This window comes from Rhodoferax sp. SPJ21, from assembly GCF_058216335.1.
This window is the reverse complement of record NZ_JBYZMO010000001.1, coordinates 613,470-635,624: the sequence shown is the minus strand read 5'-3', so window position 1 is coordinate 635,624 and position 22,155 is coordinate 613,470. Positions and strand designations below refer to the sequence as shown.

At 63.1% G+C, this 22,155-nt stretch carries 18 protein-coding genes; 11 read left to right on the top strand and 7 right to left on the bottom strand.

Translation table 11 applies throughout. The annotated features are described in order from the left end of the window. Window positions 1-3: 3 nt before the first annotated feature. Window positions 4-1,179, bottom strand: coding sequence for a phosphatase PAP2 family protein (locus AC4BBN_RS02750; protein ID WP_490590415.1), 1,176 nt, complete (start codon window positions 1,177-1,179; stop codon window positions 4-6). Window positions 1,180-1,391: 212 nt separating this feature from the next. Between AC4BBN_RS02750 and AC4BBN_RS02745 the strand changes: the two genes are divergently transcribed. The 4 genes from AC4BBN_RS02745 (at window position 1,392) to AC4BBN_RS02730 (ending at window position 6,700) form a co-directional block, all read left to right on the top strand. Beyond that, the gene (locus AC4BBN_RS02745; protein ID WP_490590414.1) at window positions 1,392-2,501 is read left to right on the top strand and encodes a patatin-like phospholipase family protein; all 1,110 of its coding nucleotides are present in this window, start codon (window positions 1,392-1,394) and stop codon (window positions 2,499-2,501) included. Further along, the gene (locus AC4BBN_RS02740) at window positions 2,489-3,214 is read left to right on the top strand and encodes an SDR family NAD(P)-dependent oxidoreductase (protein WP_490590413.1); all 726 of its coding nucleotides are present in this window, start codon (window positions 2,489-2,491) and stop codon (window positions 3,212-3,214) included. The genes AC4BBN_RS02745 and AC4BBN_RS02740 overlap by 13 nt, the downstream gene beginning before the upstream one ends. 61 nt (window positions 3,215-3,275) lie before the next feature. After that, entirely contained in the window at window positions 3,276-4,541 is a 1,266-nt protein-coding gene (locus AC4BBN_RS02735; RefSeq protein ID WP_490590412.1) for a DEAD/DEAH box helicase, read from the top strand. Between the two features lie 338 nt (window positions 4,542-4,879). Continuing rightward, entirely contained in the window at window positions 4,880-6,700 is a 1,821-nt protein-coding gene (locus tag AC4BBN_RS02730; RefSeq protein WP_490590411.1) for a methyl-accepting chemotaxis protein, read from the top strand. Between the two features lie 13 nt (window positions 6,701-6,713). On the opposite strand, the gene AC4BBN_RS02725 is transcribed toward AC4BBN_RS02730, so the two are convergent. Beyond that, window positions 6,714-8,144 (bottom strand): hypothetical protein, encoded by a 1,431-nt coding sequence (locus AC4BBN_RS02725; RefSeq protein ID WP_490590410.1) that lies wholly within the window; start codon window positions 8,142-8,144, stop codon window positions 6,714-6,716. Between the two features lie 230 nt (window positions 8,145-8,374). On the opposite strand from AC4BBN_RS02725, the gene AC4BBN_RS02720 reads away from it, so the two are divergent. Continuing rightward, window positions 8,375-8,665, top strand: coding sequence for a hypothetical protein (locus AC4BBN_RS02720; protein ID WP_490590409.1), 291 nt, complete (start codon window positions 8,375-8,377; stop codon window positions 8,663-8,665). A gap of 15 nt (window positions 8,666-8,680) precedes the next feature. Here AC4BBN_RS02720 and ppsR read toward each other — a convergent pair whose 3' ends face one another. From ppsR to AC4BBN_RS02705, 3 genes are all read right to left on the bottom strand, one after another. Continuing rightward, entirely contained in the window at window positions 8,681-9,502 is an 822-nt protein-coding gene (ppsR, locus tag AC4BBN_RS02715; RefSeq protein WP_490590408.1) for a posphoenolpyruvate synthetase regulatory kinase/phosphorylase PpsR, read from the bottom strand. Between the two features lie 102 nt (window positions 9,503-9,604). Further along, window positions 9,605-10,273, bottom strand: coding sequence for a transaldolase family protein (locus AC4BBN_RS02710; RefSeq protein ID WP_490590407.1), 669 nt, complete (start codon window positions 10,271-10,273; stop codon window positions 9,605-9,607). A 14-nt stretch (window positions 10,274-10,287) separates the two neighbouring features. After that, window positions 10,288-11,244, bottom strand: coding sequence for a carbohydrate kinase family protein (locus tag AC4BBN_RS02705; protein ID WP_490591377.1), 957 nt, complete (start codon window positions 11,242-11,244; stop codon window positions 10,288-10,290). A gap of 374 nt (window positions 11,245-11,618) precedes the next feature. Here AC4BBN_RS02705 and AC4BBN_RS02700 point away from each other — a divergent pair, with 374 nt between their 5' ends. Then, entirely contained in the window at window positions 11,619-13,796 is a 2,178-nt protein-coding gene (locus tag AC4BBN_RS02700) for a sensor histidine kinase (protein ID WP_490590406.1), read from the top strand. A 32-nt stretch (window positions 13,797-13,828) separates the two neighbouring features. Here AC4BBN_RS02700 and AC4BBN_RS02695 read toward each other — a convergent pair whose 3' ends face one another. After that, window positions 13,829-14,461, bottom strand: coding sequence for a LysE family translocator (locus AC4BBN_RS02695; protein WP_490590405.1), 633 nt, complete (start codon window positions 14,459-14,461; stop codon window positions 13,829-13,831). Window positions 14,462-14,681: 220 nt separating this feature from the next. Between AC4BBN_RS02695 and AC4BBN_RS02690 the strand changes: the two genes are divergently transcribed. Beyond that, entirely contained in the window at window positions 14,682-15,302 is a 621-nt protein-coding gene (locus AC4BBN_RS02690) for a response regulator transcription factor (protein WP_490590404.1), read from the top strand. A 122-nt stretch (window positions 15,303-15,424) separates the two neighbouring features. Next, window positions 15,425-16,723, top strand: a complete 1,299-nt coding sequence (locus AC4BBN_RS02685; protein ID WP_490590403.1) for an MFS family transporter — start codon at window positions 15,425-15,427, stop codon at window positions 16,721-16,723. A gap of 58 nt (window positions 16,724-16,781) precedes the next feature. Here AC4BBN_RS02685 and AC4BBN_RS02680 read toward each other — a convergent pair whose 3' ends face one another. Next, complete coding sequence (locus AC4BBN_RS02680; protein ID WP_490590402.1) at window positions 16,782-17,690, bottom strand: LysR substrate-binding domain-containing protein; 909 nt, start codon at window positions 17,688-17,690, stop codon at window positions 16,782-16,784. A 104-nt stretch (window positions 17,691-17,794) separates the two neighbouring features. Here AC4BBN_RS02680 and AC4BBN_RS02675 point away from each other — a divergent pair, with 104 nt between their 5' ends. From AC4BBN_RS02675 to AC4BBN_RS02665, 3 genes are all read left to right on the top strand, one after another. Further along, window positions 17,795-18,439 carry an NAD(P)-dependent oxidoreductase gene (locus tag AC4BBN_RS02675; protein WP_490590401.1) on the top strand — a complete coding sequence of 215 codons (645 nt, stop codon included), beginning with the start codon at window positions 17,795-17,797 and terminating at the stop codon, window positions 18,437-18,439. Between the two features lie 207 nt (window positions 18,440-18,646). Then, on the top strand, window positions 18,647-19,600 hold the full coding sequence (locus AC4BBN_RS02670) for an ABC transporter substrate-binding protein (RefSeq protein WP_490590400.1): 954 nt from the start codon (window positions 18,647-18,649) through the stop codon (window positions 19,598-19,600). 154 nt (window positions 19,601-19,754) lie between these two features. Then, complete coding sequence (locus tag AC4BBN_RS02665; RefSeq protein WP_490590399.1) at window positions 19,755-22,130, top strand: putative bifunctional diguanylate cyclase/phosphodiesterase; 2,376 nt, start codon at window positions 19,755-19,757, stop codon at window positions 22,128-22,130. Window positions 22,131-22,155 lie beyond the last annotated feature (25 nt).

Below are 22,155 nucleotides of genomic sequence, written 5' to 3'. Positions count from 1 at the left end.
CTTCTATTGTTTGCAGGCACTGGCAATCTGTAGGCAACGGCGGTAGCCCATGGCGCAATGCAGATACACCGGGCGACCGGCGTCGGTCTCGCGGCGCACGGCCGCCACGATCTGTTGCACTGTATCCGCTGGCGGTAGCACGATGTCCAGCAGCGCAAAGTGTTGATAGGCCTGGGTGCGGAGTGCCTTGGTTTCCGGTAGCTCGTTGGCCAAGTCGATGATGCTGCAGTTGGGCGGCAACAGCCTCGCTTCTGCGCTCGTCAGGCGCCGCCCAATCCACAGTTGTGGGTTGATCTGCCGCAATGGGGCGCAATTTCGGTCGCGCCACCTGACTGCTAGCCACGTCAGCCGGTAGCCCAGCAGATAGGGTGCGTAAACGCACCACACCCACCAAGGGAATTGGCCTTGCCGCTTGTGCAGAAAGCCCTTGTGGCGTCGTGCATAGGCCAGGCTGACCAGGCCCAGACTCAGCACCAGATACATCGTGGCGCACAGCGGCAAGGCGTAGCGCCCCAGCACCAATGCGATGCAGGCCGCGACAAAGTAATACAGCCCCACAAATGGTTCGCTGCGGCCCGGTGGAACGCAGGTAATACCCACCCCGCCCAGCAGCAGGCCGCCGGCCACATCGAACAGATGGTGCTGGTAGGTGAACAAGGTGGATACGGCCGTCAACACCAGCCAGCCGCCCAGCGCCATGCGTGCCCACAGGCTGGTCAGCTGCGGGTGCAACGATGCCCAGAACAGCAGGCAATAGGCAACATGCAAGGACGGTAGCTGGTTGTACGGGCGGTCTACTAGCTCCAGCCCCTGGAATAGGGTGGCCAGCACAGGCGATGTGACCATGGGCCGTGGCCAGCCGAACTGCAGCGGCAGCAGCGCAAAGACGGCCCCGGCCACGGCGGTGGCCAGCAGCAGACGCTGGCTCAGCACGCGCAAGGCATCTGGGCTGCGCACCAGGAAAAACGCCGCGCAGAAGAACAGCCCGCTGCTGGCGTAGGGCAGCACCATCCAGGGCAGAAACGGGATATGTGCGTCCCAAGCCAGTGCCACATTACGCACCGTAAGCTGTTGTTGGGCCCATGCATTGGCAAGCACGTAGCACAGCAAAAACGCCAGGCTGTTGAGCCCCAGGTGGGTTAGCCGCTGCTGCCATGTCACCCCGTTCACACCCCCCATTCGCAGCCTTCTTTTGTTGCCCATCATGCCTAGGAGCCTGTCGGACTTGGGGAACGTCGGCTGCAAACCGACCGCAGCGGTCCATTTTTCACCGTCTTTTTGCCCCATAGCGGAGCTATGCGGCTGCAAAGTCGGCAAAAACTGTCCTCGCTGGGGCCGATTTTCGCTTTCGACGCCCCAAGCCCGACAGGCTCCTAAGTTATCTTAGCGGCATGAACCAGTCCCCAAAGCCCCCAAAGTACCAACGCTGCATGGTGTTCGCCGGAGGTGGTTTCCGTTTTGGCATCTATCTCGGCATGTATGCGGCAGCCCGCGATGCTGGGCGCCAGCCCGATCTGCTGCTGGCCAGCTGTGGCGGCGCGATTGCGGCAGCCATCATCCAGGCGCTGCCCGATGACGCGCAGCGCAAGGCCTGGCTGAGCTCGCCACAGATGTATGCCTTCTGGGCCAGCCTGCAGCCGGCGCGGCAAGCCACACTGACCGGCACGCTGGCCCGAGCGCTGCGGCGCAAACTGGTGGCGGGCCGTGTGCCGCGCATTCCTAACCTGTTCCAGGACTATTTGTTCGAGGTGCCGCCGCAGCTGCCCTTGCCGCCCGCAGCCGCCCAATCCGAGGTAGCTGTGGCCACCATGGGCGGCAAGCTGCTGTTTGGCCCCGACGAGGTGCTGCAGCCCCGTGGTGAGCGCAAGCTGTTCGCCCAAACGGTGCTCTGCGAGCCGCGTGCAGCAGCCTTGCTGCAAGGCATGGATTCCCCGTTTGCCAACCCGCGCTGGGGCGCGCATGCGATTGCCGATCAGCTCTATACCGACAGCAGCATTGGCGTGGAGGAGGCGGCTCGCCTGTCCATTACCGACTTTTATTACTTCCCCTGCCACCGCCACGGCGACGACCACTACATCGGCGGCGTGGTGGACCTGTTCCCCATCGAGGTGGCGCACCGACTGGCCCACGAAGTGATGATCGAATTCAAGGAGTCGTTCGACCAGACCTTTTCCATCCCGGCCTGGCGCGAGGTGCTGGGCCTGGACGGCAACCAGCGCCTGCGCCAGGTCAACGGGCAGCATGCCGACGTGTGGTTCGATACCTCCGACGTGTCGCGTGCGCTGCCCCGGCAGCAGGTACACAAAAAGCTGGACTGGCTGCACAACCGCATCGTGCTGGCCTTGCCCGACAGCCATGCGACCTACGCAGAGTACGTGGACGCGCAATGGCAGTACGGTTATCAGCGCGGGATGGAGGCTCTGCAGCGGCCCATGCCCAGCGACAAGACCCGCATGCGCCAGGTAGACCGCTACAACCAGGCCGAGCCATGCGCGTCCTGATACTGGGCGGTACCAGTGGTATCGGCCTGGCCCTGGCGCGGCACTATCTGCAGCAGGGCGACACGGTAGCCGTGGCGGGCCGTGACCTGACGCGTTTGCCAGCGGACCTGGGCGCAGCACAGCTACAGGTATATGCGCTAGACATCACCGATGCGCCGGCATTGACCCAGGTGATCCAGAAGTTCTCCGCACCTGGCCTGGACCTGCTTATCGTGGCCGCAGGCTTTTACTTCAACACCCGGCACCATCCGCTGGATGCCAGCACCACTTTGCGCATGCTTCGGACCAACGTGGGCGGCATGGAGCAGGCGTTTGGCCTGGCGGCAGAAACCATGTTGGCCCAGCAGTCGGGCCAGCTGGTGGCGATAGCATCAGTGGCTGGCTTGCTGCACGACTATCCGGGTGCGTCGCTGTACAGCGCCACCAAGCGCAGCGTGCTCAGCCTGTGCGCCGCCTACCGTACCGCCCTGCAGCCCTTTGGCATTGCAGTCACGGCCATTGTTCCGGGCTATGTGGATACGGCCCAACTGCGTGCACTGAACCAGGGAGACGCCAGCCACAAGCCTTTCATCTTGTCCGAAGCGCAGGCCGTGGCACAGATCACCCAGGCCATCCGGCTGCGCGAGGCGGTGCGGGTGTTCCCGTGGCAGATGCGCTGGCTGGTGGCCCTGCTGAACTGTTTGCCGGCGTGGCTGCTGGCGCTGCGCCGCTGACGCTGCCCAGCCGGGGAGTAAACTCCCCACCCCCTTCTAGACGTCTTGCAGACGCAACTCCATGCCCTTTGCTTCCTTGGGACTAGCTCCCGCCTTGCTGCGCGCTGTGCGCGAACAGGGCTTCTCTGCGCCCACGGCGATCCAGACCTCGGCCATCCCAGCCATCGCCCGTGGGGCCGATGTATGGGCTGCTGCGCCCACTGGTTCCGGCAAGACCGCCGCATTTGCCTTGCCCCTGCTGCAACGCCTGCAGGCAGCCGGACATCTGCAGGGCAAGCGCCGCAGCCGCGTGCTGGTACTGGTGCCCACGCGCGAGCTGGCGGCCCAGGTGGGCGAGGTGTTTCGTGGCCTGGCCCAGCACCTGCCGCAGCCGCTGAAAATTGCGGTGATTTTTGGAGGTGTGTCCATCAACCCACAGATGATGGGTTTGCGCGGTGGTGCCGACATCGTGGTGGCCACGCCCGGCCGCCTGCTCGATCTGGTAGACCACAACGCCCTGCAGCTGTCGGCCGTGGCATCTTTGGTGCTGGACGAGGCGGACCGTCTGCTGGACCTGGGCTTCAGCGAAGAGCTGGCCCGCGTGCTCACCCTGCTGCCCGAACAGCGGCAAAACCTGCTGTTTTCTGCCACCTTCCCACCCGCCATCGAGGCCCTGGCAGCGCAACTGTTGCGTGACCCGGTGCGTATCGAGATGGCTGCGGCTCCGACCACCGAGGCGGCCACGCCCGCAATTGCCCAGCGTGCCATTGCGGTGGATGCCAGCCGCCGTACCCAGCTGCTGCGCCACCTGGTGCAAAGCCAGGGCTGGCAGCGGGTCATGGCTTTTGTGGCAACGAAGTTTGCCGCCGAGGTGGTGGCCGACAAGCTGCGCAAGGCCGGCATTCTGGCTGAGCCCTTCCACGGCCAGCTAAGCCAGGGCAAACGCACCCAGGTGCTGGACGACTTCAAGGCCGGGCGCGTACACGTGGTGGTCGCTACCGATCTGGCGGCGCGCGGCATCGACATATCGGATTTGCCGGTGGTGGTCAACTACGACCTGCCGCGTTCTGCGGTGGACTATGTGCACCGCATTGGCCGCACCGGGCGTGCCGGCGCCAGCGGCGAAGCTTACAGCTTCATCACGGCCGACAGCGCGGCCCATTTCGCCTTGATCGAGAAGCGCCAGGGCCTGAGCCTGCCGCGCGAAGAGGTGGCGGGCTTTGAGCCGGTGGAGTTGCCCTTGCCGCCGGTTGCCAGCGCGGCCAATGCCAACGGTGGCATCAAGGGCAAGCGCCCAAGCAAAAAGGACAAGCTGCGGGCGGCAGCCGCACAGTCTTCCGGCATATAGAAAATGCTCATCTTGCGCAGATGCCATCTGCGCTGGAAGCTATCAAATGTATAGCTTTTGAGCCGACCCATCCTGTGCACATATGGGAGCCGCCAGAGCATTGCTGGCATATATTTCTAGCATTTCGCAGGCCTTGCATGTAAGCGGGTGTAAATTGCCGCAGAATTCGGCTTTTACATTGCGAGTTGCCCCCCAAAAGGCTGAGCGTACCGCGCTCACCGCGCATGCCGCATACACCGCCCACACACAATGGCGGTGTACTGCCCACTGTGCTCTGCGGGCCTGGCGGCCTGCTTTTTTTGACGCCCTTACGTATAACCCCAAAGAGAGACGCTGCCATGCCAAGCTTTATTAAGAACCTGTCCATTGCCAAGCGCCTGGGTCTGGGTTTCGCCGTGGTGCTGATCATGTCCTTGATCAGTATCTTGGTCGGTCTTTCTAGGTTGAATGCTGTTGCGCAGGCTACACAGAGTATGGTGGAGGAACCACTCACGACAGAGCGCCTTGTGAGCGACTGGTACCGGAACGTCCACACTGGCGTGCGGCGCACGGGTGCCATCGCCAAAAGTAGCGACCCCTCTGTAGCCAGTTATTTTGCGGAGGACCAGGCCGAATCGTCCAAGTCATCGGCTGAGTTCCAGAAGAAGCTGGACGAGGTTATCAATACAGACCAGGAAAAAGCCCTTTATGCAGAAATCGGGGTCGCCAGAAAGACCTACGTAGCCGCTCGAGACGAAATTCTTGCGTTCAAGAAGGACGGCAAAGAGGACGAGGCTAACAAGGTGTTGACCGATAAGTTCGTACCTGCCTCCAAGGTGTACCTGGCCAAAATGGATGCCTTGCTTTCTCATCAGCGCACGCAAATCGACAGCGTTGCCAAACAGATTCAGGCGAACTATGAAGCTGGTCGCAGCCTGATGGTCGCTCTAGGCGTAGTCAGTCTGCTGTTGAGCCTGGTGTGCGCCTGGCTGATCTCCGGCAGCATTACCGGCCCTTTGGTGCAGGCGACCACTGTGGCGCGTCAAGTGGCCGGAGGTGACCTGAGCGCCCACATCGACAACCGCAGCACCGATGAAGTCGGCCAACTGCTGTCCAGCCTGCAAGACATGCAGGCCAGCTTGGTACGGGTGGTCTCCAATGTGCGTTCGGGCTCTGAAAACGTGGCTACGGCCAGTGCTGAAATTGCCCAGGGCAACGACGACCTGAGCGCCCGCACCGAGCAGCAAGCCAGCGCGCTGGAGCAAACCGCCGCGTCGATGGAAGAACTCAGCTCCACCGTACGCCAGAACGCCGACAACGCCCGCCAGGCCAACCAATTGGCCATGAGCGCATCCACCGTGGCCATCCAGGGTGGCGAAGTGGTCAATCAGGTCGTGCAGACCATGAAGGGCATCAACGACAGCTCGCAAAAGATTGCCGACATCATCGGCGTCATCGACGGCATCGCCTTCCAGACCAACATCCTGGCGCTGAACGCCGCCGTGGAAGCCGCGCGGGCCGGTGAACAAGGCCGTGGCTTTGCCGTGGTCGCCAGCGAAGTGCGCAGCCTGGCTGGCCGATCGGCCGATGCCGCCAAGGAAATCAAGAACCTTATCAGCGCCAGCGTGGAACGTGTGGCCCAAGGCACGGCCCAGGTGGACCAGGCCGGCGTCACCATGACCGAAGTCGTCAGCTCCATCCGCCGCGTCACCGACATCATGGGAGAGATCAGCGCTGCCAGCAACGAACAAGCCCTGGGCGTGGCCCAGGTCGGTGAAGCCGTGACCCAGATGGACCAGGCCACACAACAGAACGCCGCCCTGGTAGAAGAAATGGCCGCCGCAGCCGGCAGCCTGCGCACCCAGTCGAACGACCTGGTGCAGGTGGTGGCCGTGTTCAAGCTGGACGGTACAGCGGCACAGCCCCCTGTGGCTGCACCGGTGCCAGCATCTGCGCGGTTTGCAACGGCGCGTGCGCCGGTTGCCAAACCCAGCCTGGCCCGTCCCGCACCCGCTGCCATCCGTAAGCCGTTGGCGAAATCTCTGCCCACGCCGAATGGCAAGCCGGCAGCCAAGTCGGCCATCCGACCAACTATCAAGCCCACGATCAAACCGTCCATCGGCAAGCTCAGCGCCCCCAAGCCAGCCAGCACCAACGACGACGACTGGACCAGCTTTTAAGCGAAGCCTGCCGTCAGGGCGTGCTGCGGTCTTCGACCAGCATGCCCAGTTCGTAGCGCTGGACCCGGGCGGAGGTTTTCGCCGATGTCTCCACCTTTACCTGCATGCTCTGGTCCAGCTGACGGGTCAGTGTCACCACCAGGCTGTCTTGGTCGTCGATGCGGGTGTAGAGGTAGTTTTGCGACTTCTTTTCACTGCTCAGTTCCAGCTTCGCCGAGCCGTCTAGTGCGCTGTGGTAGCTCGCCTTGAGCCGTGACGTCTGCCGCTGTTGGATGCTGTCGGGCTTGTCCGCCGGGCCGGTGGTGCTGGTGGTCTGTGCCAAGCTGAAGTCAAAACGGTCGGTTTCTTCCAGGCGCATGGGGTTGGTGGCCTGGGTCATGCCCGTGATGCGCAGCGCAAAATCCGCCATGCCAGATAACAAAGCACTGTCTTTAACGGCCGGCGTACCGGTACTGGCAGGCAGTTGGGCGCCGTCGCTGGCATTGGCGCCGTAGGACCGCTGCATGGATGCGAATGCGTCCTGGACAATGCCTATCCACTCGGCCTTGCCATGGCCCCTGCTGCCTGCCTGGCCTATCTTCTGCAATTGCTGGGCGATGGCCTGCTCGCGCTGCGCCGGGCTGCCCCACAGGGCTGGGTTCTGCAGGTTGATCTTCATATCCACCTGGTCGGTGGGTGAGCTCATTGTCAGGCTGCGCTGGCTGGTATCTGCATGGAAGTCCAGGCGGTAGCTATCGCCTTTGCGCAGCATCTGGCCCTTCAGGTCGATGCTGGACAAGACCGTGCCGTCGTAATCACCCAGACCGGCAATATCCACCTCGGGCTTGTCCGCAGTGAAGCCTTGCACCGCTCTTTCAAAGCTGGCGGACAACTGCGCGATGGCCTGGCTTTCGGTGGCGCTCAAAGGGCCGCTGCTGTGTATCTCCACCCCCAGGCCGTCGCTTTGGTTGATCAGGGTCAAGTTCACCACCGTGCCGGAGCGGGTGCGTATGTTCAGCGACACCTTGGCCGACGCGTTATTGCCTATGCTGGACAGCGCAGTCTGGGCCGCAGCATCGACACTGGTGTTGCTGCTGGGTACATAGTTCGCTACCGCCTGCTGGTAGTCGCCCGGCGTGGTTTTAAGGCGCTCTAGCAAGGCACCCGCCAGGCCATTAAAGCGGCTGGCATTGCCGGTGGACGAGAAGTTGCGCGCCATGAGCTTGCTGACCGCATCTTCGGAGCGGCTTTGCCAGGCCTGTGTGCTGGCGGGCACATAGCGCGTGGGCGCCGCGTAGGTCCAGCTGGCGGCATTGGCTTCCAGGGCGCTGGAGTTGCTGACGATGGTGGACGCCAGCTCGGCCTTAGCCCGCGTGGGGGCATCGGTCTCTGCCGATGCCGTGCTCCGCAGGCTGGTGACCGGCGAGGGCAAGATGCTGGTGATCAGGTCGGAGCGTACAAGCATGGGGGTAGGGCCGGCAGTGAATGTATCTACTTTGTTATCGGCTTGTATGCATTTAAATTGAGTGGCGAGTATGAAAAACGCGCGGACAAAATTGAGGATGGAAAAGGCCTGTAGCGCTTATTTATTCTGCGTATTGTGCTATCTAATTAATAGCAATTAAGGCCTGGGCCCAATGCACCTAGGCGCAAGCAGCACTACCTTTGGCGCGGTTGCTGTGGCAAGATGACCGCATGAGCCAAACCTTCGGAATGGAAGCGCCGCGAGGCAACGTTAAGACGCCACACCGGCTGCCTGTGCGTTACCTCATGTTGATCGATTCGGGGGGCTCCATGGTGGCGCGGCTGTTCCTGGAGAACCGTGAACTGGCCGCCGAATTCGATGCCACTGCGGAAGAGGTCACTGCCATGACGCAGGGCATGCAGCCCCAGCGTGGCGCGCTGGGCAGCGAATGGGATATCGCGCTGCAAGGCCACAACGCCGACGAGCGCGCCAGCGCCATGCTCTACACCATCACGGTGTAGGCGCCAGCTCCAGCCTCAGTACACCAGCCGTTCCGGCCGGATTTCCTGCAGGATGGTGGTGGCAATTTCTTCGATGGACTTCGTGGTGCTGGACAGCCAGCGGATGCCGCTGCGGCGCATCATGGCTTCGGCCTCGCTCACCTCCATGCGGCAGTTTTCCAGCGAGGCGTATTTGGAGTTGGGGCGCCGCTCGTTGCGGATCTCGCTCAAGCGTTCGGGCTGGATCGATAGGCCAAAGATCTTTTTGCGGAATTCCACCAGCGCCGGTGGAAGCTGGCGGCGCTCGAAGTCTTCGGGGATCAGAGGGTAGTTGGCGGCCTTCAGACCGTATTGCATGGCCAGGTACAGGGTGGTTGGCGTCTTGCCGCTGCGGCTGACGCCGACCAGGATCACATCGGCCTGGGCCAGGTCGCGGTGGGTCTGGCCGTCGTCGTGTTCCAGGCTGAAATTGATGGCCTCGATACGGTCGTGGTAGGCCTGGCTTTTGCTCACGTCGCTGAAGCGGCCGATACGGTGGTTGGACTTGATGCCTAGCTCGTTTTCCAGCGGGTTCACAAAGGTGCCGAACATGTCCAGCAGCATCCCCTTGCAGTTCTCGGTAACCACCTTCAGCACCTCCATGTTCACCAGGGTGCTGAACACGATGGGCCGCTTGCCTTCGATTTCGGCCGTGTGGTTTATTTGGCGTACCGCCTGGTGGGCCTTGTCCACCGTGTCCGTGAAGGGCAGGCGCACATGGCGTGGTGCCATGGAGAACTGCGCCAGGATGGCATTGCCAAAGGTTTCGGCGGTGATGCCAGTGCCATCGGAGATGAAGAAGACGGTGCGGTCGGACATGGAAGGGCCTCTTTCAAGGGCGGCGCAGCCACCCAGGCTTGGTTCTGGATGGCCTCCATCGTAAACGCAATACCGCCCACCGTTGTGGTGGGAAGCGGTGGCTTACGCCCCCAGTGCCGCCGCGTCGGCCAGGAAGCCGCGCTCGGCGTCCAGCGTGGCCTGGTGGTCGAACAGTTCGGTGAACAGTTTGGGCGGGATGGTGATGGAGCCCACGCCCAGCTCCAGCAAGGCCAGGTAGGCCGCGCGTGAACGCACGCTCGCCACCAGCAGCCGGGTGCTGGCGCCGCTGCGGCTGATCAAACCCTGCATCTGGCCAATCAGTGCCATGCCGTCTACGCCTGAATCCTCCAGCCGGCCCAGGTAGGGCGCGGCATAGGCGGCGCCCAGCTGCGCTGCGAAGTGCGCCTGCTCGGGGGCGTACACCGCGGTGTAGGTGACCGGAATGCCTTCCGCACTCAGTTCGGCGCCGGCACGCAGACCGTCGCGGGTGGCGGGGATCTTCACCACCAGTTGGCCGGGGTTGAATTCACGCACCAGCTGGTGCGCGTCGGCCAGGATGCCGTCGGTATCGGCGGCATGCACCTGGGCCTGCACCTGGCGTGCGCCCATCTTGATGCAGGTGTTCAGCAGTTTGGGTAGCGTGGCGCGGGTGATGCCGGCGCGGCGCAGCAGCGTGGGGTTGGTGGTCACGCCGTGGACGGCGGGGTGGGGCAGGCAGGTTTGCAGATCGGCCAGATCGGCGCTGTCCAGGTAGAGGTGAAAGGCTTGCATGGTGTTCGGTCGGCTCAGGAGGCGGCGTCCAGCGCCACTTGCAGCTCAGCGCGGGTGGGCGGGTTGGCACCTTCGCGGGTGCAATTGATAGCGGCAGCATGGGCAGCGAAGCGCAGCACGGCCAGCCAGGTTGCGTCGGGCAGGCTGTCGAGCTGGGCTACCTGCTCCACACCGTGTTCCAGTAGGCCGACGGTCAGGCCGGCATCAAAGGTGTCACCGGCGCCTATGGTGTCGGCCACGGTGATCTTCGGTGCAGCGATCTCCAGCGGCGCCTTGCCACGGCGGAACAGGGTGGCGCCGTCGCCACCACGGGTGATGACCACGGCGCGTGGGCCGCTGTTATCGCTGGCCATGAAGCTGGCAGCCACCTCGGCCAGGCTGAGGCCGGGCGCCAGGGCGGCGGCGTCTTCGTCGCTGAACTTCATCAGGTTGCTGGCGGCGGCCCAGCGCTGCACGTTGACGCGGTAGGCCGGCAGATCCTTGATCAGGCTCAGGCGCACATTCGGGTCGAACAAGACGATACGAGGATTGGGTTGGCCCTGCTGCGCCAGTACCAGGTCGGTGATGCGGCTGGCCGCAGGCTCGTGCAGCAGCGCGATGGAGCCGAATTGCAGAAAGCGGCAGCTGTCGGGCAGCGTTGGCAGCACGGCGGGCGCCCACTGCGTATCGGCCGTGCCCTGGGTGTAGAAGGCGTAGCGGTTGGTCTGCGGCGTGCGCTCGACAAAGGCCAGCGTCGATGGCGCGTCGCTGCGCAGCACCCATTCGGTGTTCACGCCGTTGCTTTGCAGATGCTGCAACAGGCGCTCGCCGAACAGGTCGGTAGACAACTGGCTGATGAAACCGATGGGTTGGCCCAGGCGGGCGGTGGCAATGGCGCTGTTGGTGGGGGCGCCGCCTTCATGGCCTTCAAAGTTCAGGCCGCTGGTGGCGGTGAAGTCGATCAGAGATTCGCCGACGATGGCGATGCGGATGGCTTGCATGGTGTGTTCTTGCCTCTTGTTGTACGTCAAGACGGTGGGGTGTATCGGGTGCTTGCAGTGGCGGCCAGCAAGGCCGCGCGCACATCCATCTTACCGTGCAGAGGGGGCTTTGAGCAGGCGGTCAGGCTCTTTCGAGTTACATGGTGTTTTATGCCTCTTGCGCAGAGAATGCCTGCGCGAGAAGCTATAAAAATAATAGTAAATTGCCAGGCTGGCCTCCGCTGCCTGGCGCACAAAAAATACGCCTTTTTTGGGGGCGCGTACGGGACTGGTACGCAGTTGCGCAAAGCCAATACTGTTTGTGCCGATGCCTTGCTGTGGTTTTGCTCATGCACAATGATTCGGCCCCTTTTTCTAGTTCTGCCATGCCCTCCGCTCCACCTGAACCCGCCGCCACCCAGCCCGCATACCGGGCGTGGTGGGTATCTGGGGTATGGGCCGCAGTGGCTGTGCTGGCTCTGGCTTTGATTGCGGCGGCAGGCCAGTGGGCGGCGCGGCGTGAGGCCAGCTTTCAGCTGGACTCCATACACCGGGCCATCGAGGTGCATGCGCTGGGCCTGCGCGGCGCGGCGGCCAAGTACAGCTATTTGCCGTTCACCGCAGCGCAGCACCCGGACGTGCTGGCGGCGCTGGCCCAGCCGCACGACCCGCTGGCCCAGCAGCGTGCCAACCGCTACATCGAAGAGGTGAACCGCCGCGCCGGGTCGGACGCGCTCTACCTCATCGACCTGCAGGGCATAACCCTGGCCGCCAGCAACTGGCAGACGGCGCAGAGCTTCGTTGGCCAGTCGTATGCGAACCGGCCCTACTTCCTGGATGCGCGGGCTGGCCGCAACGGCCAGTTCTACGGCGTGGGCCAGACCACAGGGGAGCCGGGCCTGTTCATCTCCGCGCCGGTGCAGCAGGGTGGGGTGGTGCGCGGCGTGTTCACTGTCAAGGTCAGCCTGCGGCAAATACAGGAAACCTGGGCCTTTGTGCGCGACCCGATTCTGTTGGCCGATGCGCGGGGCATCGTGTTTCTGGGCTCGGTGCCGTCCTGGCTGTACCAGGCCCAGCGCACCCTGGGCGAGGAGGACTTGGCCTGGGTGCAGCGCCACCAGCAGTACGGCACGCATCACAGCTTTCCACTGTTGCCCTGGCAGCGCAATGTGGCACCCGATCTGGCGCCAGATGCCGAGGGCTACCGCGTGCGCACCAGCTTGGCTGGCCAGCCGCGCGAGTTCTTGGCAGTAGACGAAGCATTGCCCGACCTGGGCTGGACCCTGACCGTGATGGCCGACTACAGCGCCGTCACCCGCGCCCGCGAACGCAGCTGGATGCTGGGCCTGCTGTGTGCCGGCCTGCTGCTGCTGGGCGCTTTGTACTGGCGCCTGCGCGAGCGCCGCTTTGCCGAGCAGCGCAATGCCCGCCGCGACCTGGAGGTGCGCGTGCGTGAACGCACGCTGGAGCTTGACCAGGCCCATGCCTTCCGCAAGGCCATGGAAGATTCGCTACTGGTAGGCATGCGCGCACGCGATCTGGACGGCCACATCATCTACGTCAACCCCGCCCTGTGCGAGATGACCGGCTACCGCGCTGACGAACTGCTGGGCCGCCTGCCGCCGTATCCGTACTGGCACCCGGACGACGTGGACCAGCACTGGCAAAACAATGAAGCCACCATGTCCGGCCAGGCCGCGATGTCCGGCTTCGAGTCGCGCATCCGCCACCGCGACGGGCACGAGGTGTTCACCATGGTCTACACCGCGCGGCTGATCGACGCCCATGGTCAGCACAGCGGCTGGATGAGTTCGGTGGTGGACATCACCGCGCAAAAGCGCGCCGAGCTGCGCCAGCGCCAGAATGACGAGCAGCTGCAACATGCGCAGCGCCTGGCCAGCCTGGGCGAGATGGCATCCACCCTGGCGCACGAGCTGAACCAGCCGCTGGCGGCGCTGAGCAATTTCGCCAGCGCGGCCAAGGCCTTTGCCGAGCAGGGCCGGTCGGACCTGCTGGTCAGCAGCCTGGACGAGACCATGGCCCAGGCCCAGCGCACCGCCGAGATCGTGCGCCGCATCCGCGGCTTTGTGCACCAGCGCACTGCCGGTGCCGAAGACTGCGTGGTGGCCACCCTGGTGGCGAACGTGCTGGCCCTGCTGCAGGGTGAAATCAGGGCGCAGCAAGCGCGCACTGTGCTGCGCATTACCGCCACGCTGCCCGCTGTACGCGGCGACCGCGTGCTGCTGGAGCAGGTGTTGCTGAACCTGGTGCTCAACAGCCTACAAGCCATGCAGGCCACACCTGTGGAGCGCCGTGTGGTGGAGATCGACGCGACCGTGGTCAACGGCCGCATGCACATCTGCGTGGCGGACCGTGGGCCCGGCATTGATGCTGCGATTGCGGAGCAGGTGTTCGCGCCATTCTTCACCACCAAAGAAGGCGGCCTGGGCCTGGGCTTGAACATCTGCCGCACCATCGTCGAAAGCCACCGTGGTCGATTGGCCTTTGCCGACCGGGTGGATGGCGGAACGGTTTTTACGCTGGAGCTCGAAGTCGCAGGGTGACCGTTCTACTGGATGGCGTTTCCATCAGGAAATCACCGCCGACTCTCCATGGCCATGCGCATAGCCAGTCCGCCCAATACGGTTCCCATGAGCCAGCGTTGAACAGTCTGCCAAGAGGGGCGGGACGCGAGAAAAATCGCAATAGAACCCGCCAGTACGGCTATCACGGCATTGACGCTAACGCTGACAACAATTTGCGTAAGGCCCAATAGGAGAGATTGCGCAAGCACACTGCCGTGGTTGGGATCAATGAATTGTGGCAACAAAGACAGATACATGATCGCGATCTTGGGGTTGAGCAAATTGGTGATGAATCCCATCGTGAAAAGCTTTTGGGGGCTGTCCTTTGGCAAATTACGTACTTCAAACGGCGAGCGTCCGCCGGGCTTAACAGCTTGCCAAGCCAGATAGAGCAGATAGACCGCACCTCCGAGGCGTAGTGCGTCATAGGCGTACGGTACCGCCATCACCAAAGCCGTGATGCCAAATGCAGCGCAAAGCATGTAGAAAACAAAGCCCAGTGCCACTCCACCCAAAGAGATCAGCCCGGCCGTTCTTCCTTGGCAAATCGAGCGCGAAATCAGGTAAACCATGTTCGGCCCGGGGGTGAGCACCATGCCGAGCGAGATAAGACCAAAGGCAAGCAAGCTGGAGATTTCTGGCATGGGATCCTTCATGTAGGTGGGAGATGGGCGCCAGCATAGGCAAGCGGGGGCGCTCTGAAAAGATACAGATCCATCCAGATTTGAACGCTACAGCGAAGCGATTCCTTGTTTCCATGGGCGCTGGCCGTATGTACGCTATTGCCGTGTAATGGCTATTTGTAAAAGTTTGTGCGTTGGTGTCGGTTAGTCTCTACGCGCTCCATTCCTTGTTTACTGCCCCATGAAGTCAAACCCTCTGCCCCTGAACCTGTACGTCGTTGACGACGACGAAGCGGTGCGCCGCTCGCTGGGCCTGCTGCTGTTGTCGCGCGGCCATGCGGTGCAGGCTTTTGCCTCCGGCGAGGCGTTTTTGGCTGGCGTCGACCCGCAACGGCCGGGCTGCGCCATTCTGGATTTACGGCTGGGCGGTATCAGCGGGCTGCAGGTGTTCGAGACGCTTCGCGCGCAGCAGAGCCCGCTGGTGGTGGTGTTTTTGTCCGGTCACGGCGATATCGCCATGGCGGTGGATGCGGTACAGCAGGGCGCTTTTGGCTGGCTGGAGAAGCCCTGCAACGACGAGCGCCTGCTGAACACGGTGGCCCAGGCCTTGCAGAAAGCCAGCGCCATCGCCGCCGAGCAGCAGGCCCGGCAGGCCGCGCAGGCGCTGTGGGCCAAGTTGACGCCGCGCGAGGTGCAGGTGGCGCGCCTGGTGGCCGAGGGTAAGCCCAACAAGCGCATCGCGCTGGACCTGGCGCCCTTGGAGCTGCGTACCGTGGAGACGCACCGCGCCCATGTGTTCGCCAAGTTGGGCCTGTCGAACAGCCACGAGCTGGAGCGGTTTTTGCGCGAAAACGGCATTTGACAGAGTCTAAGTAATTACCCTTGCGTAGAGCTACGCAGACGCCGGGGCGGATTGCTACGGACGACAGAAGCACGGCATCACAAGACACTGCCAGCTACAAGTTCACCGAGACAAGGACGCCCATGACTGCCGTACTGCCCCTTCCCTATACGTTTGAAGAAAAGCGCAAACGCATCTTCGCCATCGTCGCCGCATCGTCGGGCAATCTGGTGGAGTGGTTTGACTTCTACATTTACGCCTTCTGCGCTATCTACTTCGCGCCGGCGTTCTTCCCCAAGTCGGACCCCACGGCCCAGCTGCTGAACACGGCCGGCGTGTTTGCCGCGGGCTTTTTGATGCGGCCTATCGGCGGTTGGATCTTCGGTCGGCTGGCTGACCGCAAGGGCCGCAAGACCTCGATGGTGGTGTCGGTGATGATGATGTGTGGCGGCTCGTTGCTGATCGCCTGCCTGCCGACCTATGCCAGCATTGGGGCGCTGGCTCCGGTGCTGTTGTTGACGGCGCGCCTGTTGCAGGGCCTGTCGGTGGGCGGCGAATACGGCACTACCGCCACCTATATGAGCGAGGTGGCGATGCGCGGCCAGCGCGGCTTTTACTCGTCCTTCCAGTACGTCACGCTGATCGGCGGCCAGTTGCTGGCGGTGCTGGTGGTGGTGGTGTTGCAGCAGCTGCTGGACGAGGCCGAGCTGAAGAGCTGGGGCTGGCGCATTCCCTTTGTACTGGGTGCGTTGACCGCCGTGGTCGCGCTGATGCTGCGCCGCACCTTGCATGAAACCACCACCGCGCAGACGCGCAGTTCCAAAGCTGCGGGCAGCGTGGCCGAGCTACTGAAAAACCACAAGCGTGCTTTGCTGGTGGTGCTGGGCTATACCGCCGGCGGCTCGTTGATCTTCTACACCTTCACCACCTATATGCAGAAGTACCTGGTGAACTCGGCCGGCATGTCGATCAAGACCGCCAGCAATGTGATGACCGCCTGCCTGTTCCTCTATATGTGCATGCAGCCCCTGTTCGGCGCCTTGTCGGACCGCATCGGCCGGCGCAACAACATGCTGCTGTTTGGCGCCTTGGGCACGCTCATGGTGGTACCGATTCTGACCACGCTGCAAAGCGTGACCAGCCCTCTGGTGGCCGGCGTGTTGATCACCATCGCGCTGGCGGTGGTCAGCTTCTACACCTCGGTTGGCGGCATCGTGAAGGCCGAGATGTTCCCACCCGAAGTGCGTGCGTTGGGCGTGGGCCTGTCGTATGCGGTGGGCAACGCGATATTTGGCGGCAGCGCCGAGTACGTGGCGCTGGGCCTGAAGGCTATGGGCCACGAGTCCTACTTTTACTGGTACGTCACGGGGATGATGGTTCTGGCCTTTGCGGTCAGCCTGCTGCTGCCACGCCAAGCCACGTATCTGCACGACGACCACTAAGAGAAAAAAGTGCCGCTGGCGCAGGTAATACCTGCGCAGGCTGCTATCAAAATAGGAACTACCCGCCCACCACGCCGGGGTACACCCGGTCAAAGTAGCTGGCCAGCAGGTCCAGCGTGTGCCGCACCTTGGCGGGCTGGGCATCGCGCCTGGGGGTGACGGCGTAAACCGGCATGGGGCTTTGCTGCCACTGCGGCAGCACGGGTACCAGCCGGCCGTCGGCTAGGGCCTGGAAGTCTTCTTGCCGCACGGCCACGCAAATGCCCCAGCCCTCCACACACAGCGCGTGCAGGGCCGATACCTGGCTGGCCTGCACGCGGCCCCGCAACTGCACAGTGCATTGCTCGCCTTTCGGTCCATGCAGTTCCAGCGTGTCGAAGCTGGTGTTGTCGGCGGCGCTACCCAGCCACACATGCTGCAGCAAGTCCTGCGGATGGCTGGGCCAGCCGTGCTCGGCCAGGTAGGCTGGGGCGGCGCACAACTGGCGCGCCATGCTGCCGAGCTTGCGTGCCACCAGGCTGGAGCTGGGCATGGCGCCCACGCGCAGCGCAATGTCCACGCGGGCGTCGATCAGGTCGATCACGGTGTCGTCCAGCAGCAGGTTCAAGGTCAGCTTGGGGTGGCCGCGCAGCGGCGCCAGCGCGCTGGCCAGCAGGCTGGCAAAGCCTATGGGCGCGGCCAGGCGCAGCTCGCCCTCGGGTTCGTCGCGCAGCCGGGCCAGGGCCGATTCGGCAGAGCGTGCCGCCGCCACCATGGCCGCGCAGCCCACGTGGTAGCGGGCGCCGGCTTCGGTCAGCGTTAGCTTGCGGGTGGAGCGGTGCAGCAGGGCCAGGCCCAGGGCTTTTTCAAGCTGGCGCAGATGCTGGCTGACGGCCGAGGGCGTCATGTCCAGTTGCCGGGCGGCTGCGGTGAGCGAGCCGCTGGCCACCACCTCGGCAAAGATGGCCATGCGTTTGAGTTGGTCCATAGGCTTGATTGTGTAGCAGGGCTTCAGAGTAATAGCGAATTAGACCGTCTATTCATATCTTGGTGAAGAAATCACACTAACGCTCTTTTCCACAGGAGCTTGATATGAAGATTGCATTGATTGGCGGTACCGGTTTTGTTGGCAGCGCCGTGTTGACCGAGTTGCTCAGCCGTGGCCACCAAGTGACCGCACTGGCACGCAACCCTGGCAAGTTCAGCGCCCAGCCCGGGCTGACCGTGGTGCCTGCCGATGTGCTGGACCCGGCCCAGGTGGCCCAGGCCGTGGCCGGTGTGGACGCCGTCATCAGCGCCTACAACCCCGGCTGGACCGAGCCGCAGATCCACGACCTGTTCCTGCAGGGCAGCAAGGCGATTCTGGATGGCGTCAAGCAGGCGGGCGGCAAGCGCGTGCTGGTGGTGGGCGGTGGTGGCAGCCTGTTCGTGGAGCCCGGCTTGCAATTGGTGGACACGCCAGAGTTCCCGGCCGAATGGAAGCAGGGCGCGCTGGCGGCCCGCGAGCTGTTGAACCGCATCAAGCTGGAGACTACGCTGGACTGGACCTTCCTGTCGCCCCCCATCCTGCTGGCGCCCGGCGAGCGTACCGGCCAGTACCGCGTGGGTGCAGACACGCTGTTGCCTGGCGTGGGCGACGCGCCATCCGGTATTTCGGTTGCCGACCTGGCCGTGGCCATCGTGGACGAGATCGAGACACCCAAGCATGTGCAAAAGCGTTTCACCGTAGCCAACTGAGCTGCCCACAGTTTTTAAATGAAATAGGGCTCTGGCGCATATAAAACCTGCGCTAGCTGCTATCAAATAAGGAGTTTTCGTCGCCCCACCCGGGTTGGTCGGTGGTTCGGCCCAGGCAGGGTATGCCCTTTCCGCCCAGGCGCCAGGTTGGCGTATCGTTTGGCCCATAGCGTTTGCTATGGTGCAAGAACCAGGGCTGGAGGGCATATGAAATCTCTACTCTTTCTGCTGTGGACCTGCTGCGTGATGGGCATGCCTGCCGCGCAGCCGGTGGTGAAGGATGTGCATCTGGTCTTCATCCCGAAGGCCAGCGACCAGGTCTTTTGGGACCTGATGCGTACCGGTGTGGACAAGGCGGTGCAGGAGGACGGGCACATCCACCTCACCTGGCGCGGGCCGGCGCACAACGACGACACCGACTCGCAGATCAAGATCGTGCAGCTCTACAGCAAGCCTGGGGTCGACGCCATCCTGATTGCCGCCACCGACAGGGGGCGCCTGGTCGAATCAGTGGGGCGTGCTGTTGCCATGGGTATCCCGGTGGTGGCCGTTGACTCGGGACTGGACGGTAAGCAGCTCAGCAACTTTGTCACTTCCAATAATTACGCGGGCGGCCAGCTGGCGGCCAAGTCCCTGGCCGAGCTGTTGAACAAAAAAGGCCGGGTGTCGGTGCTGCGCACGGTGGCGGGCAGCGCTTCCACCGACGATCGGGCCAAGGGTTTCCAGGACTATATGAGGGCCAACGCGCCGGCTATCACCGTGGTGGCGGATGTACATGGCGGTGGCTCGACCGGCAAGGCGCGGCAAAGTGCAAGCGCCTTGTTGGCCGTACAGCCGCCGCTGGACGGCGTGTTTTCCGTGAATGAAACCGCGACCGATGGCATGCTGCGTGCCCTGCGCGATACCGGCCAGGCCGGCAAGCTAAGGTTCATCGGCTTTGACGCCACCGATGCCCTGCTGGACGGCCTGAAGAAGGAAGAGATCAGCGGCCTGGTGATCCAGAACCCGGTGCAGATGGGCTACAAAGGCACACAGGCTGCAGCGGCAGCGGCCCGTGGCCAGGCCATCAAAGAAGCCACCATCTTTACCGACACCGTTCTGGTGACGAAGGCCAATTACCAAAATCCGGAGATCCAGAAGTTGGTGTGCACCAAGTGTTAGGGCGACGCTAAACAAGTCACTCGCGGTCTGCGCATGCTTATCCAGGGCACGCAGTTTCGCGAAGACTTATAAGCGTCGCCTTGGGTCGCTGCTGATGGCCTTATACGGGTCTTAGATAGGGGGCTTAGGCACGTTATAAGGTTAATCTCAGGCCATGCACTTCTTACAACGTGTAAAGCAACGCTTGGCGCCGCTCAAGACCCGGGACCGGTTGCGCAGCCTTAGCGTGGGTATCGCGGTTGCCATGGCGGCGGGCTTGATAGTGCCGGCCCTGATCGGCGTGATGACGCTCACCAATTTGCGCCAGGCACAAATCGACAAGGAGCTGGACCGCTATCTGGACGACAAGGTCTTGCTGTTGTCCAACAGCCTCTCGGCACCGGTATGGAACTACAACACCGCTAGCGTGACCACCATAGGGCAGGCAACGCTGCTGGATCCGCAGGTGGTGCGCATCGTCATCCGTGACTCTGACAAGATGCCCATACTGACGCTGGAGCGGCCAGAGCGGCGGCTGGGTAGTTCACGGGTGGTGCGGTGGCCGCTGATGTTCCAGGATTCGGGTAATAAACAGCGCGAGCTGGCCGGCTTTGTAGAAATCGAGGTGGACAGCAGCCTGAAGCAGCATGAATTCGAAAGCGACCGCCGGGCCTATTCCTTCATTTTGCTGGGGCAGTTCGTGCTGTCGCTGGGCTTCATCTTGCTGGCGCTGCATGTCCGTGTGCTGCGGCCATTGAACCAGTTGGCGCTGTTTTCCAACCGCCTGGCAGGCGGCGATTTTGACCAGCCCGTGGGCTGGCAGCGGCCGGACGAAATCGGCCGCCTGGCGCTGCAGATGGAACATATGCGCGGCGACCTGAAGGCCGCTTTCGCCGAACAGCAGGCCATACTGGGCAATGTGCCGGTGGGGGTGATTTTTGTGCGCGAAGGCGTGGTTCATCTGGCCAACCGCCATGCGCAGGACATCTTTGGCTACACCCAGTCGGACATGGCGGGATTAGCTACGACACAGTTGTATCCGCCCGGCGCACCCTCGACCGCGCCCGAGCTGGGGCCCCATGACGAGGTGCTGTTTCTGCAGCGCCAGGACGGCTCTCAGTTCTGGGCCCATTTGCGCAGCCGTAGCTTGTACCCCGAGGCGCCACGAGCCGGGTCGATTTGGGTCATCGAAGACTTCACCGAACGCAAGGCCATCGAAGACGAGGTTAATAGCCTGGCTTTTTACGACCCACTGACCCGGTTACCGAACCGGCGCCTGCTGCTGGACCGGCTGAAGCAGGCTCTGGTGGCCAGCACGCGCAGCGGTAACCTGGGGGCTTTGCTGTTCATCGACCTGGACCACTTCAAGACCCTGAACGACACGCTGGGCCACGACAAGGGCGACCTGCTGCTGCAACAGGTGGCGCGGCGCCTGACCTGCTGCGTGCGCGAGGGGGACACTGTGGCGCGCTTTGGCGGTGATGAGTTCGTGGTCATCCTGGAGGGTCTGGGCGGTCATGCCGATGAGGCCGCCGCCCACTGCCGGGCCGTGGCCCGAAAGATGTTCGATGTGTTGAACCAGCCCTACGTTTTGGATGGCCATGAGCGCCGCAGCACGCCCAGCATCGGCATTGCATTATTTGACGGGCGACACAATGCTGTGGATGAACTCCTGAAACAGGCAGACCTGGCCATGTACCAGGCCAAGACATCGGGCCGTAATACCTTGCGCTTTTTTGATGCCGCCATGCAGGCCGTGGTGACGCTGCGTGCGGCGCTGGAGTCGGACCTGCGCGACGCCTTGCTGCAGCAGCAGTTCAGCCTGTACTACCAGCCGCAGGTGCTAGGCACGGGACGGGTCACCGGAGCCGAGGCGCTGCTGCGCTGGCAGCACCCGCTGCGCGGCATGGTGAGCCCGGCCGAGTTCATTCCGCTGGCCGAGGAAACCGACCTGATCGTGCCGCTGGGCCAGTGGGTGCTGGAGACGGCTTGCCAGCAGCTGGCGGCCTGGGCGCAGCAACCCGGCACGGATGGCTTGTCGATTGCGGTGAATGTCAGTGCCCGGCAAATGCAGCGCGATGATTTTGTGGAGCAGGTGCTGGAGGTGCTGCGCCGCACCGGCGCCCAGCCGCAGCAACTCAAGCTGGAGCTGACGGAGAGCCTGCTGGTGAACGATGTGGAGACCACCATCGCCAAAATGGATGCGCTGAAGGCCGAGGGCGTGGGCTTTTCGCTGGACGATTTCGGCACGGGCTATTCATCGCTGACTTATCTGAAGCGCCTGCCGCTGGACCAGCTGAAGATCGACCAGGGCTTCATCAAAGACATTCTGGACGACCCGAACGACGCGGCCATTGCCAAGATGATCATCGCGCTGGCAGCCACGCTGGGGCTGGCGGTGATTGCCGAGGGCGTGGAACGTGAGGAACAACGCGTGTTCCTGGCCCGCAACGGCTGCGATGCCTACCAGGGCTATCTGATGAGCCGCCCTCTGCCCATCGCTGAATTTGAGGCCATGCTGGAGCGCAGCCGTCGCGTCATGGCAGGGTAACAAATTGTTGCTCCAATCGCTCTTT